The sequence below is a fragment of the Pseudothauera rhizosphaerae genome, from assembly GCF_004801305.1.
In the GTDB taxonomy this organism is placed as follows: domain Bacteria; phylum Pseudomonadota; class Gammaproteobacteria; order Burkholderiales; family Rhodocyclaceae; genus Pseudothauera; species Pseudothauera rhizosphaerae.
The window spans coordinates 1-13,162 of record NZ_SSOD01000001.1 but is presented as its reverse complement, the minus strand read 5'-3'; the positions used below and the strand labels follow the sequence as shown (position 1 = coordinate 13,162).

13 protein-coding genes are annotated in these 13,162 nt (G+C 66.2%); 2 read left to right on the top strand and 11 right to left on the bottom strand.

Features of this window, described 5'->3' with window-relative positions:
• Nucleotide 1: 1 nt before the first annotated feature.
• From rng to E6O51_RS00025, 9 genes are all read right to left on the bottom strand, one after another.
• Nucleotides 2-1,456: a ribonuclease G gene (gene rng / locus E6O51_RS00065; protein WP_136382930.1), complete on the bottom strand. Its 1,455-nt coding sequence runs from the start codon at nt 1,454-1,456 to the stop codon at nt 2-4.
• 75 nt (nt 1,457-1,531) lie between these two features.
• The gene (locus E6O51_RS00060; protein ID WP_136382929.1) at nt 1,532-2,155 is read right to left on the bottom strand and encodes a Maf family protein; all 624 of its coding nucleotides are present in this window, start codon (nt 2,153-2,155) and stop codon (nt 1,532-1,534) included.
• A gap of 177 nt (nt 2,156-2,332) precedes the next feature.
• On the bottom strand, nt 2,333-2,803 hold the full coding sequence (gene rlmH / locus E6O51_RS00055) for a 23S rRNA (pseudouridine(1915)-N(3))-methyltransferase RlmH (RefSeq protein WP_136382928.1): 471 nt from the start codon (nt 2,801-2,803) through the stop codon (nt 2,333-2,335).
• Between the two features lie 7 nt (nt 2,804-2,810).
• On the bottom strand, nt 2,811-3,164 hold the full coding sequence (gene rsfS / locus E6O51_RS00050) for a ribosome silencing factor (protein ID WP_136382927.1): 354 nt from the start codon (nt 3,162-3,164) through the stop codon (nt 2,811-2,813).
• Entirely contained in the window at nt 3,164-3,841 is a 678-nt protein-coding gene (gene nadD, locus E6O51_RS00045; RefSeq protein ID WP_136382926.1) for a nicotinate-nucleotide adenylyltransferase, read from the bottom strand. Before nadD ends, rsfS begins: the two co-directional genes overlap by 1 nt.
• Nucleotides 3,828-4,631 carry a BPSS1780 family membrane protein gene (locus E6O51_RS00040; RefSeq protein WP_136382925.1) on the bottom strand — a complete coding sequence of 268 codons (804 nt, stop codon included), beginning with the start codon at nt 4,629-4,631 and terminating at the stop codon, nt 3,828-3,830. The genes nadD and E6O51_RS00040 overlap by 14 nt, the downstream gene beginning before the upstream one ends.
• Nucleotides 4,632-4,700: 69 nt before the next feature.
• On the bottom strand, nt 4,701-5,651 hold the full coding sequence (locus E6O51_RS00035) for a homoserine kinase (protein WP_136382924.1): 951 nt from the start codon (nt 5,649-5,651) through the stop codon (nt 4,701-4,703).
• Between the two features lie 127 nt (nt 5,652-5,778).
• On the bottom strand, nt 5,779-6,108 hold the full coding sequence (locus E6O51_RS00030; RefSeq protein WP_136382923.1) for a DUF2782 domain-containing protein: 330 nt from the start codon (nt 6,106-6,108) through the stop codon (nt 5,779-5,781).
• 80 nt (nt 6,109-6,188) lie between these two features.
• Complete coding sequence (locus tag E6O51_RS00025) at nt 6,189-6,911, bottom strand: LOG family protein (RefSeq protein ID WP_136382922.1); 723 nt, start codon at nt 6,909-6,911, stop codon at nt 6,189-6,191.
• Between the two features lie 101 nt (nt 6,912-7,012).
• Between E6O51_RS00025 and polA the strand changes: the two genes are divergently transcribed.
• Complete coding sequence (polA, locus tag E6O51_RS00020; protein ID WP_136382921.1) at nt 7,013-9,730, top strand: DNA polymerase I; 2,718 nt, start codon at nt 7,013-7,015, stop codon at nt 9,728-9,730.
• Nucleotides 9,731-10,062: 332 nt separating this feature from the next.
• The gene (locus E6O51_RS00015) at nt 10,063-11,220 is read left to right on the top strand and encodes an ATP-binding protein (protein WP_136382920.1); all 1,158 of its coding nucleotides are present in this window, start codon (nt 10,063-10,065) and stop codon (nt 11,218-11,220) included.
• A gap of 28 nt (nt 11,221-11,248) precedes the next feature.
• On the opposite strand, the gene E6O51_RS00010 is transcribed toward E6O51_RS00015, so the two are convergent.
• Nucleotides 11,249-12,634, bottom strand: a complete 1,386-nt coding sequence (locus tag E6O51_RS00010) for an undecaprenyl-phosphate glucose phosphotransferase (RefSeq protein WP_136382919.1) — start codon at nt 12,632-12,634, stop codon at nt 11,249-11,251.
• 12 nt (nt 12,635-12,646) lie between these two features.
• Complete coding sequence (locus E6O51_RS00005) at nt 12,647-13,006, bottom strand: H-NS histone family protein (protein WP_330997861.1); 360 nt, start codon at nt 13,004-13,006, stop codon at nt 12,647-12,649.
• Nucleotides 13,007-13,162 lie beyond the last annotated feature (156 nt).

The window sequence follows — 13,162 nt, the reverse complement described above, 5'->3', positions numbered from 1 at the left end:
GTCACAGCAGCACGATGTCGAACTGTTCCTGCGTGTAGCTGGCCTCGGGGTGCAGCGAAATCTTCTTGCCGATGAAGTCCGAGAGCATGGCCAGCGACTGGGATTCTTCGTCCAGGAAGAGGTCGATGACGTTGGGCGCGGCCAGCACGCGGAACTCGCGCGCGTTGAACTGGCGCGCCTCGCGCAGCAGTTCGCGCAGGATTTCGTAGCACACCGTGCGCGCGGTCTTCACCTCGCCGCGCCCGCCGCAGGTGGGGCAGGGTTCGCACAGCAGGTGGGCCAGAGATTCCCGCGTGCGCTTGCGGGTCATCTCCACCAGGCCCAGCGCGGTGAAGCCGTTGATGCTCATCTTGGTGTGGTCGCGCGCCAGCGCCTTGCGGAATTCGTCCAGCACCATGTCCCGGTGCTCGGCGGTTTCCATGTCGATGAAGTCGATGATGATGATGCCGCCCAGGTTGCGCAGGCGCAGTTGGCGGGCGATGGCCTGGGCCGCCTCCAGGTTGGTCTTGAAGATGGTGTCGTCGAAGTTGCGCGCGCCGACGAAGCCGCCGGTGTTCACGTCCACCGTGGTCATGGCCTCGGTCTGGTCGACGATGAGGTAGCCGCCGGACTTCAGCTCCACGCGCCGGGCCAGCGCCTTCTGGATCTCGTCCTCCACGCTGTGCAGGTCGAAGAGCGGCCGCTCGCCGGTGTAGTGCTCCAGCAGCGGCAGCACCTTGGGGCTGTATTCCTGGGCGAAGGCGGTGAGCTTGTGGAAGTTCTCCCGCGAGTCGATGACGATGCGCCCGGTGTCGGCGTCCACCAGGTCGCGCAGCACGCGCTGGCCCAGGTTGAGGTCCTCGTACAGCACGCGCGGCGGTTGCGCCCCCGTGGCCCGCGCCTGGATTTCGCCCCACAGCTTGCGCAGGTAGGCGATGTCGGCGGCGAGTTCGTCATCGCTGGCCGATTCGGCCATGGTGCGCACGATGAAGCCGCCCGGCTCATCCCCCGGCACCAGGCGGGTCAGGCGCTCGCGCAAGGCCTCGCGCCCGGCCTCGTCCTCGATGCGCTGGGAAATGCCGATGTGCTTTTCCTGGGGCAGGTAGACCAGCATGCGCCCGGCGATGCTGACCTGGGTGGACAGGCGCGCGCCCTTGGTGCCGATGGGGTCCTTGAGCACCTGCACGGTCAGGTTCTGCCCTTCCGTGAGGATGCGCTCGATGGGCTTGGCCGCCTCGCCGTGCTGGCGCTCGCTCCAGATGTCCGCCACGTGCAGGAAGGCGGTGCGCTCCAGGCCGATGTCGATGAAAGCCGACTGCATGCCGGGCAGCACCCGCACCACCTTGCCCAGGTAGATGTTGCCGACGATGCCGCGGCTGGCGGTGCGTTCGACGTGCAGTTCCTGGACGACGCCCTGTTCCACCAGGGCAACCCGCGTCTCCTGCGGGGTGCAGTTGATGAGGAATTCGATGCTCATACGTAAATGGATTCAATGGGAAATGCGCAATGGCGGACGGCGGGCCGCCATTGCGCATTGCCCATCGTAGAAGCACTACAGGCAAGAATAGCCGAAGGTTTCGAGCAACTGGGCGGTTTCGAACAGCGGCAGGCCCATGATGCCGCTGTAGCTGCCCGAGATGTGCTCGGCGAATATCGCGGCGCGGCCCTGGATGCCGTAGGCGCCGGCCTTGTCCAGCGGTTCCCCGCTGGCCACGTAGCGGCGGATTTCACCCTCGCCGATGGTGCGGAAGCGCACCTCGCTCACGCTCACCGCGCAGCGCGTGCGCTCGCCGTCGCTGACCGCCACCGCGGTGTAGACGCGGTGGGTACGGCCGGAGAGGCGGCGCAGGATGGCCATCGCGTCCTCGGCGCACGCGGGCTTGCCGACGATTTCGCCGTCCACTTCCAGCGCGGTGTCGGCCGCCAGCACCGGCTGGCGCGGCAGGTGGCGCCAGATGAGGCGGCGCATGCCCGCTTCGGCCTTGGTGAGCGCCAGGCGCTCGACATAGCGTTCCGCCGCTTCGTCGCCGAGCGGCTTTTCGTCCACGTCGGCATCCTCGCCCCGTTCGCCGTCTCGAAAGGCGAGCACATCGAAGCGGACGCCGATCTGACGCAGCAACTCGCGCCGGCGCGGACTGCGCGATGCGAGATAGATGCGGGGCTGGGCGAGGCTCATAGCCGGAACGTGTTAATTGAACGGTGCCGCATTCTAGCGCGTTCCGGTGCACCGGCGCGCTTTTGCGCGCATTGCGGCGGCGATGGGGGGAGCCACCTTGCACCCTGCGGCACCACCTAGGGCTTAAGCGCTTGTGTACAGGCCGTTCCGCAAAACAGTCGGCGCGGTGCGCATTATCTATTCGCGATGGTAGGGGTGGTTCTTGAGCACGCTCCACGCGCGGTACAGCGCCTCGGCGAGCAGGGGGCGGACCAGTGCGTGGGGCAGGGTGAGGCTGGTCAGGCGCAGGGTTTCGTCGGCGGTGGATTTCAGTTCCGGCGCCAGGCCGTCGGGGCCGCCGGCGATCAGTGCCACGTCGCGGCCGTCGGCCTGCCACTGCTGCAGGCGTTCGGCGAGCTTGCGGGTGGTGAGGTCGGCGCCGCGCTCGTCCAGGATCACCCGGCGGCAGCGGGGCGGCAGCACCGCCACGATGCGGGCGGCCTCGGCGGCCATCATGGCCTCCACGGTCTTGCCGGTGGTGCGCGGTTCGGCCTTGACCTCGACGAGTTGCAGGGGCAGTTCGCGCGGCATGCGGCGGGCGAATTCCTCGTAGCCGGCGCTCACCCAGTCCGGCATGCGGTGGCCGACGGCGACCAGCAGCAGCCTCACGCCCGCGTCAGCCGACCTTGCGCCGGGCGGGCGCGGCAGCGCCGTGGGCCCACAGTTCTTCCAGGTTGTAGTAGCTGCGGATGGCGGGCTGCATGACGTGCACCACCACGTCGCCCAGGTCCACCAGCACCCATTCGCCGGTTTCCTCGCCTTCCACGCTGACCACTTGGCCGCCGGCTTCCTTCACCTTGTCCTGCACGTTGCGGGCGAGCGCCCGGGTCTGCCGGTTGGAGTCGGCGCTGGCGATCACGATGCGGTCGAACAGGGCGGTGAGTTTCGAGGTGTCGATGACCTCGATGTCCTTGGCCTTGATGTCCTCGAGGGCATCGACGACCAGCTTCTGCAGTTTGGCGATTTCCATCAGTTCCGGCGGTATAGGTGGTGCAGCCCAATATAGTCGAGAACCGAATCGGGGAGCAAATAACGCGCACTGGCGCCGTGGGCGAGCAGGTCGCGGATCAGGGAAGCGGAAATGTCCAGCGGCGTCATGTCGAAGGGAACGACGAGCCCGGCCGGTGTTCCGGTGATGGACGCGGGGTCGCTCGCGATGCGCCCGGCACAGGCGGCGTCGAGGGCGGGCGACAGTACGCCGGGCCAGCGCCGGCCGTGGGGCGCATGGCCGGGGCGGTTGGCCACGGCGACATGGGCGAGCGTGAAAATCTCTTCCCAGCGGTGCCAGTCCGGCAGGCCCTGGAAGGCGTCGGCGCCGAGGATGAGCACCAGCGGGCGCGCGAGGCCGAGTTCGGCGCGCAGGCGTTCGAGGGTGGGCACCGTGTAGCTGGGCGTGGCGGCGCGGATCTCGCTGTCGTCCACCTCGAAGGCCGGATTGCCGGCCGCCGCCAGGCGGACCATGGCCAGGCGGTGGGCGCTGCTGCAGTGGGGGGTGTCCCGGTGCGGTGGCCGGCCGGCGGGGGTCAGGCGCACGCGGGCGAGGCCGAGCGCCTCGCGCGCCTCTTCGGCCAGGCGCAGGTGGCCGAGGTGAATGGGGTCGAAGGTGCCGCCCAGCAGTCCGAGGGGGCCGGCTTCAGTCGCGGGCATCGTTGTCGTCGACGATCAGCGGCGCCGAATGCACCACTGCGCCGGGAATGCCGAACACGTCGCGGGCGTTGATGTAGAAGCTGGCGAAGAGGGTCGGCACCAGCACCAGCGGCACCAGAAAGGTGAGCACGGTGGCCAGCACCGGCACCGCCAGCCCGACCACGCCGATGACGATGCCGGGCAGGATGGCGCCGAACAGCATCAGTGCGATGGAGTAGGCGAGGAAGGGACGCCAGTTGCGCAGGCAGGCGAAGAAGCTGAAGAACATCGCCTTGGGCGCGGGCAGCTTCCACCAGCCGGCCAGCAGCGGCGCGAACCAGTAGGCCATCATCACCGGCGTGGACAGCGCCACCGCGAGCAGCAGCGCGAAGGTGAAGCCGGGCTCCTGCACCGCTTCGGGGTCCAGCTTGCCGCCGCCCATGGCCTTGAGCAGGGTGCCGCCGTCGGCCGCCATGGTCAGCGCCAGTACCAGCAGGCTGGCAATCAGATAGATGCCGCCGATGGCGATCAGGGCGGCGACGTTGGAGCGGAAACCGGAGAACAGGATGTCCGGCCCCACCTTGCGGCCTTCGTCGATGGCGCGGCAGCCGTTGAGCACGCCCAGCGAGAGCACCGGCATCAGCAGCGAGGCGATGGGCTGGCCGATGAGCGGGAAGATGCTGACCACCACCAGCGTGAGCAGGTAGCCGAAGGCCAGGAAGGTCATCAGCGCCGGGTTGCGGCGCCACAGGTGCAGGCCTTCGCTGAGCCAGCACCAGCCGCGGTGGAGGGGGAGTTGTCTAGCTTGCATCGCTGTGCGGTTCCGGATTCGGGGGCGGATGGGGTTGTTGCCGGGATCGGGCGTTCGTGGTGCAGCGGGTCACGGGGAGCCCGCTACCAGCGGCGGTACGTTTCGGGTGCGCTGGCGCAGGATGTCGCGGTATTCGTCGGGGTCCTTCACCAGCACCATCTCGCCGGCCCGCGGCAGGTGGAAATCCGCCGCGCGCGACAGCCAGAAGCGCAGTGCGGCGGCGCGCAGCATGGCCGGCCAGGCGGCGCGTTCTTCGTCGGTGAAGGGGCGTTCGGCGTGATAGGCGCCGAGCAGTGCCCGGCAGCGCGCCTCGTCCAGCGCGCCGCCGGGCAGGGCGCACCAGTCGTTGACGGTCACCGCCACGTCGAACAGCAGCGCGTCGCAGCCGGCGAAGTAGAAGTCGATCACGCCGCCGATGTGCTCCCCGTCCCACAGCACGTTGTCGCGGAAAAGATCGGCGTGGATCACCCCCTGGGGCAGCGCGTCGGTGGGCACCCGGACCTGGAAGGCGAGTTCTGCGTCCAGCAGCGCCTGCTCGTCGCCGGGCAGGAAGGGGCGCACTTGGGCCGCAGTGGCGCTGCGCCAGGCCGCGCCGCGCGGGTTGTCCTGGCGGCGGCCGTAGGAGAGCCCCGCCAGGTGCAGTCCGGCGAGCATGGCGCCGACGCGCTCGCAGCGCGCCGGGGTGGCGGGCAGGTCGGCTTGACCGGTGAGCCGCATGACCAGCACTGCGGGCTTGCCGGACAGGGTGCCGAGGTATTCGTTGTCCTGGTCGGCGATGGGCGCCGGCACCGGCAGGCCGTGGCGCGCCAGGTGGGCCATCAGGTGCAGGTAGAAGGGCAGCTCCGCGCGCGGGATGGTCTCGAACAGCGTCAGCACGTAGCGTCCGAGCGTGGTGGTGACGAAGAAGTTGCTGTTCTGCACCCCGGCCGAGATGCCCTGCACGTGCGCAAGCCGGCCGACCGCGTAGCGACGCAGCCAGTCGGAGAGTGCTTCGGCGGTGACGGGGGTGAAGACGGACATGGCGGGGCAGGGGCTTCAAATGGCCCCGTTCGCCCTGAGCTTGTCGAAGGGCGTGGGCATCGACCGGGCTTCGACAGGCTCAGCCCGAACGGGCCGTGATGTACTCAATTTCCGGGCAAATGGCGGATCACCAACTCCGGATCACCCACATGGGCACCGACAGCGTGGGCACGGCTTCCTGCGCGCGCACGAACTGGCCGTTGCCCTTCTGGTCGATCAGGTAATACGGTGTGCCGTGGGGCGGGGTCACCTTGACCATGTAGAGCCGGCCCTTGAGGCGGTATTCCTCCACCGTGTCCTCGCCGCGCTTGACGATGGTGACTTCCGGTTCGAAGTCGCCATCGGCCATGCCGGGCGGCGGCGGGGGCGGTTCCGGCAGTGGCTGCAGGTCGGCCGGCTGCTGGGCGAAGGCCGGCAGCGCGCAGGCCAGGGCGAGGATGAGTAGTTTGCGATGCATGTTGGATTCTCCGCGAGCGTGATGCGATTGTAGCCCGGATGGAGCGCAGCGGAATCCGGGAAGGCGGCGTGGAGGGCGCGCTACAGATTCAGCATCAGCTCGTGTTCTTCCGGCAGCGGCAGGAAGCCGCGCGCCTCGTAGTGCTTGAAGATGGCCTCGACCACCTCTTCCGGCTTGTCGATGACCTGGACCAGATCCAGGTCTTCCGGGTTGATCAGGCGCTCGCTCACCAGGCGGTCGCGGAACCAGTCGAGCAAGCCCTTCCAGAACGGCGCATGGACCAGGATGACGGGAATCCGCCGGCTCTTCTTCGTCTGGATCAGGGTCATGACTTCCAGCAACTCGTCCAGCGTGCCGAAGCCGCCGGGCAGGACCACGTAGGCGGTGGCGAACTTCACGAACATGAATTTGCGCGCGAAGAAGTGCTGGAAGGACTGGGAGATGTCCTGGTAGGGGTTGGCGGCCTGCTCGTGGGGCAACTGGATGTTGAGTCCGACGGACGGGCTCTTGCCGAAGTAGGCCCCTTTGTTGGCGGCTTCCATGATGCCCGGGCCGCCGCCCGAGATCACCGCGAAGCCGGCGTCCGACAACTGGCGGGCGATGCGCTCGGTGAGCATGTAGTACATGTGATCCGGCGGCGTGCGGGCGCTGCCGAAGATGGAGACCGCCGGACGGATCGCGCTGAGCCGCTCGGTGGCCTCGACGAACTCGGCCATGATGCCGAAGACGCGCCAGGATTCGCGGGCGTTGAAGCGCCGGGCTTCGCTGGGGATGCCGTGTGGCAGTTTCTCTTTTGCGGTCATGGAAGGACGCTGCGGGACGTTGGGGGAAAAGGCGTAAACGATACCCCAGAGCGCGTCCGCGGTACCATTCGTTCCTTCGTTCGCTCCTTCACCCGCCCGCCATGCCCACGCTGCTGCTCGTCGACGGTTCCAGCTATCTGTACCGCGCCTTCCATGCCCTGCCCGACCTGCGCAACAGCGCGGGTGAGCCCACCGGCGCCATCCGCGGCGTGCTCTCCATGCTGCGGCGGCTGGAATCCGAATACGCCGCCGAATACCGCGCCTGCGTGTTCGACGCCAAGGGCAAGACCTTCCGCGACGACTGGTACCCGGACTACAAGGCCCACCGCCCCCCCATGCCGGACGACCTGCGCGTGCAGATCGAGCCGCTGCACGAGGCGGTGCAGGCCGAAGGCTGGCCGCTGCTGATGATCGACGGCGTGGAGGCCGACGACGTCATCGGCACGCTCACCCGCCAGGCCGCGGAACGCGGCTGGGAAGTGGTGATCTCCACCGGCGACAAGGACCTGACCCAACTCGTGCGCCCCGGCGTGCGCTGGGTGAACACCATGAGCGAGGAAGTGCTGGACGAGGCCGGCGTTACCACCAAGTTCGGCGTGTCGCCCGAGCGCATCGTCGACTACCTGGCCCTGGTGGGCGATGCGGTGGACAACGTCCCCGGCGTGGAAAAGTGCGGCCCCAAGACCGCGGTGAAATGGCTCACCGAGTACGGCACGCTGGACAACCTGGTGGCCAACGCCGACAAGGTGGGCGGCAAGGTGGGCGAGAACCTGCGCAAGCACCTCGATTTCCTGCCCCTCGGCCGCCGCCTGGTCACCGTGGTCACGGACGTCGCCCTGCCGGTGAAACTGGAAGACCTGCCCGCGCGCGAGGACGACAAGGCCGCGCTGCGCGCGTTGTACGAGCGTTTCGAGTTCCGCTCCTGGCTCAAGGATGCGGAGAACGCGGCGGCGGCGGCCGCGGGCGAACCCGCCGCGGAGGCCGACGATCCGCCCGTCGCCCCCGGCGCCCACCGCACGGGCTACGTCGGCATCCTCGACTGGCCCACCTTCGACGCCTGGCTGGCGAAGATCCGGGCCGCCGAACTTACCGCCTTCGACACCGAAACCACCAGTCTCGACCCCATGGCCGCGCGCCTGGTCGGCATGTCCTTCTCTACCGTGCCAGGCGAGGCCGCCTACCTGCCGCTGGCCCACCGCGGCACGGAAGCGCCCGAGCAGTTGCCGGTGGACGAGGTGCTGGCGGCCCTTCAGCCCTGGCTGGAATCCGACGCCCACGCCAAGGTCGGCCAGAACCTCAAGTACGACGCTCACGTGCTCGCCAACCACGGCATCCGCCTGGGCGGCATTGCCCATGACACTTTGTTGCAGTCCTACGTGCTGGAAAGCGACAAGTCTCACGACATGGATTCGCTCGCCAGGCGGCATCTGGGCCTCGTCACCATCCCCTACACGGACGTGTGCGGCAAGGGCGCCAAGCAGATCGGCTTCGACGAAGTCGCGGTGGACCGCGCCATCGAATACGCCGCCGAGGACGCCGACGTCACGCTGCGCCTGCACCGCAAGCTGTGGCCGCAGATCGAGCGCGAAAGCCGGCTGGCCGCGCTCTACCGCGACATCGAACTGCCCACCCTGTCCGTGCTGCTGGAGATGGAACGCACTGGCGTGCTCATCGACCCCTTTCTGCTCGCTAGCCACGGCCAGGAGCTCGGCCGCCGCCTGCACGAGCTGGAAGGCGAGGCCTACGAATTGGCCGGCCAGCCCTTCAACCTGGGCTCCCCCAAGCAACTCGGCGAAATCCTGTTCGGCAAGCTCGGCCTGCCGGTGGTCAAGAAAACCGCCACCGGCCAGCCCTCCACCGACGAGGAAGTGCTGGAAAAGCTCGCCGAAGACTATCCGCTACCCAAGCTGCTGCTGGAGCACCGCGGGTTTGCCAAGCTCAAGAGCACCTACGCCGACAAGCTGCCGCGCATGGTCAATCCGCGCACGGGCCGCGTACACACCAGCTTCTCGCAGGCCACCGCGGTCACCGGTCGGCTCGCCAGCTCCGACCCCAACCTGCAGAACATCCCCATCCGCACCGCCGAAGGCCGCCGCATCCGCGCCGCCTTCATTGCACCGCGCGACCACCTCATCGTCTCGGCCGACTACTCGCAGATCGAACTGCGCATCATGGCCCACCTCTCCAACGACGCCCGCCTGCTGGAAGCCTTCGCCCGCGGCGAGGACGTCCACCGCGCCACCGCTGCGGAAGTCTTCGGCGCCGTGCCGGCCGAAGTTACCAGCGAGCAGCGCCGCTACGCCAAGGTGATCAACTTCGGCCTCATCTACGGCATGAGCGCCCACGGCCTGGCCAAGAACCTGGGCATCGAACGCGTTGCCGCCCAGGGCTGGATCGACCGCTACTTCGCCCGCTACCCCGGCGTGGCCGAGTATATGGATCGCACCCGTGTCGAAGCGCGTGAGCGTGGCTACGTCGAGACAGTCTTCGGCCGCCGCCTCTACCTGCCCGACATCCGCGCCCAGCAAGCCGGCCGCCGCCAGGCCGCCGAACGCGCGGCGATCAACGCGCCCATGCAGGGCACCGCCGCCGACCTCATCAAGAAGGCCATGATCGCCGTCAGCGCCTGGCTCAAGCGCGAACGGCTGGATTCGCGCCTGATCCTGCAGGTGCACGACGAGCTGGTGCTGGAGGTGCCCAGCGGGGAACTCGAACGGGTTCGTGCCGAACTGCCGGTGCTGATGGGGGGCGTGGCGCAACTGGCCGTGCCGCTGCTGGTGGAAGTGGGGGCGGGGGCGAACTGGGATGAGGCGCACTGACCTGTAGGAGCGGCCTTGGCCGCGATGTGGAGCACCGTAGCCCGGATGGAGCGCAGCGCAATCCGGGAGCGGCCGTGCCACCACCACCGTTGCCCCGGATTCCGCCTTCGGCTCCATCCGGGCCACGAACCCATGGCTGGTGCAACATCCGTACCCTGGCCTCGGCAACGTTGTGCGAGGGTTCACCCCACGGGCCGCACGGCGCAGGAGGACCCGTACGGAGGAGGCCACCCATACGGAGGCTTCATGCGACCATCCCGACGGGAATCTTGACTGTCTTCATGTTCTCGATATCCTTGCAAATCTAGGAATGAAATTCCACGATTGCAAGAATGTTTGACCGTCAGATCCTACCGCTCCTCATCGAAGAACTCGCCCATACGCCAGCCGTCGTATTGCTCGGCCCCAGGCAGGTGGGCAAGACCACCCTGGCACTGCAACTGGCGCAGGGGCGGCCCAGCCTGTATCTGGACCTGGAATCGGATGCGGATCGTGCCAAGTTGTTCGAAGCCGAACTCTACCTGGCTGGTCATCAGGACAAGCTCGTCATTCTGGATGAGGTTCATCGCGTCCCCGCATTGTTTCCCGTTCTGCGCGGCCTGATCGACCAGGCCCGGCGCGCAGGACGGCGTAGTGGGCTGTACCTGCTGCTCGGTTCCGCTTCCCTTGATCTTCTCGCCCAATCGGGTGAAACGCTTGCGGGGCGGGTCTCCTACATGGAGTTGGGGCCGCTGGTAGTCACGGAGGTGGGCGAAGCAGCGGCGAACCGCCTGTGGTTGCGTGGAGGACTCCCGGACAGCTTTTCCGCGGCGAACGACGAACGTAGTCTGCGCTGGCGGCAGAACTTCATACGCACCTATCTCGAACGGGATGTTCCGCAGTTCGGGCCGCGCATCCCAGCCGAAACCCTGCGCCGTTTCTGGACCATGCTCGCCCACCTGCAAGGCAGCCTGCTGAATGTGGCCCAACTCGCCCGCAACCTCGGCGTGGACGCCAAGACGGCCCATCGCTACATCGACCTCCTGTGCGATCTCCTGCTGGTACGCCGTTTGCCGCCCTGGCATGCCAACGTCGGAAAACGGCTGGTGAAATCACCCAAGATCTACGTCAGGGACAGCGGTCTGGTGCATGCGCTGCTCGGCATCGGGACGCAGGAGGCGCTGCTCGGGCACCCCGTGCTGGGGGCCAGTTGGGAAGGGTTCGTACTGGAAAACCTGCTGGCGTGCGCCGGCGCCGATACCCAAGCGTACTTCTACCGTACAAGCGGCGGCGCGGAAATCGACATCGTGCTGTACCGCCCGGATGGCGCCCTCTGGGCCGTCGAGGTCAAGCGCAGTCTTAGCCCCAGGCTGGAACGGGGTTTTCACTCCGCCTGCGAAGACCTCCAGCCCGCCCGCAAGTTTGTCGTCTATCCCGGAACGGAAAGCTATCCGATGGCCGGCGGGGCGCAGGCCTTGTCACTGGTGGAACTCTGCGCGCTCTTGGGATAACCGCCGCGCTGCGGTCGGTCAGACGGACTCAATAAGCGTTCGGGTTGATGAATCCCTTGAAGATCGTCAAGAGAATTATCTTCAGATCAAGCCATAGCGACCAGTTGTCGATATACCAGAGATCATGCTCCACGCGAGCCTTCATCTTCTCCAGTGTATCGGTCTCGCCGCGAAGGCCGTTCACCTGCGCCCAACCCGTAATGCCCGGTTTGACCTTATGGCGCTGCATATAGGACTCAACCATGTCCTTGTAGTACTCGTTATGCGCAAGAGCATGCGGTCGAGGCCCGACAATTGACATCCGGCCCTGCAGCACATTGTAGAACTGCGGCAATTCGTCCAGGCTCGTACGACGCAGGAAAGCTCCGATAGGCGTGATGCGGGCGTCTCCCTTCTTTGCCTGAGTCACCTGCCCGTCAGCCTCATGGTGCACCACCATAGTACGGAACTTGTACACTTTGAAATTACGACCGTTGATGCCGGTCCGATACTGCTTGAACAATACCGGCCCGGGTGAAGTCAGTTTGATTGTTAGTGCGATGACCCCACATACCGGCAGTATCAATATAAATATCAGCCAACCGAGCACAAGATCCTCTATTCGCTTGGCGATTCGCGCTGCCCCGTCCATCGGTGTGGCGCTGAGATCGATGGAATAGAATCCTGCCACGCGGCTCACCTGGTGGTTGAGCAGTGGAAGGTCGTCCAGTTGCGGCATGAAGCGGACGGATACCACGTGGTGGCGCAGTGCATAGAGGGCGGACTGGATGTGCGCTCCTTCGCTCAGCGGCAACATTAGCCACACTTCGTGTGCTCCCGTCGTGTCGGCCTGTTCGGGTAAGGTGGTGAGCCAGTCGGATGACTGGTCACACTCCACAATTCCAGCCACGGCGTAGCCCTGGGAGCGCAGGGCGAGTTCGGCGGGCAGACGAAGTCCCTTGCGTCCAGTAGGGGCTACCACCAATACCTGCTTCAGGTTGCGCCCCGCCCGGCGGGCCCAGCGCAGTGCCAGAAAGGTCAGCAGACGCAAGCTGATGCCCAGCCCGACACTGATGAGTACGGTGTAGGTGGCCCAAAGGCGTGAATAACTGGCCGACGTCTTCAGCAGGAAGCCGAACATCGCCAGCATTGCTACGGCAAGCAGCCAGCCCCCGGCAACATGCATAACTTGCCGCAGAAAGGACTGTCCGCGCCACGACCCATACGCCCCCATCAGGAACAGGGAGGCCACCACCGTACTGGCCCATGTAATGGCCACTATCAGATAGTGGGAGGGGAGATCGAAAGTGCCGAAACGCATGAAGAACGCGATATGTGCCGCCAGCATGGCGACACCCGCATCGATCAGTGCTGCGGCCTGCGTAACGGGGTACCGTTCAGCAAAAGTGGGGGAGTAGCTCGGAGAATAAGGCATCTGTGCGGGAGATCAGGTTTCCGGAATCAAGAACTCCTCGCGGGTGTGTCCGGCCTCCAGCGCAGCCTTCATCCACTTTGGCATCATCCCGCGGCAGGGCCAGGTTTTGCCCGAGACAGGATCCCGGTACTTGGGCTTAACCGAGGCACGAGTCGTCGGTTGCTTGATACGCTCTTCCTTTGCAGGTCCTATGGCACCAAAACCCAGATCGGCGGCGGTCAGTTCATAGTCACGAATCTTCTGTCTGATCTCGGCGATCACGCTCGTAATTTCGGCTTCTCGGATCGCCTCGGCCTGCTTCTGCAATGCCTCGATCTGCGCCATAATTTCCACGTATGTTGGCATCGTTTCTTCCTTGGTCAGGGTGTTCATACCACGACTGTGACATTCACAGCCTTTAGGGAATCGCTGATTTATTCCTCCGCCGGCGCCCCGGCACAGAGATGCGCTTGAGATAATGGAGGCTGTGTTCGAATGACAGGACGTGGGCCGATGCAATCGAGCTTTTCCGAGTTGGAGTACGCCGCC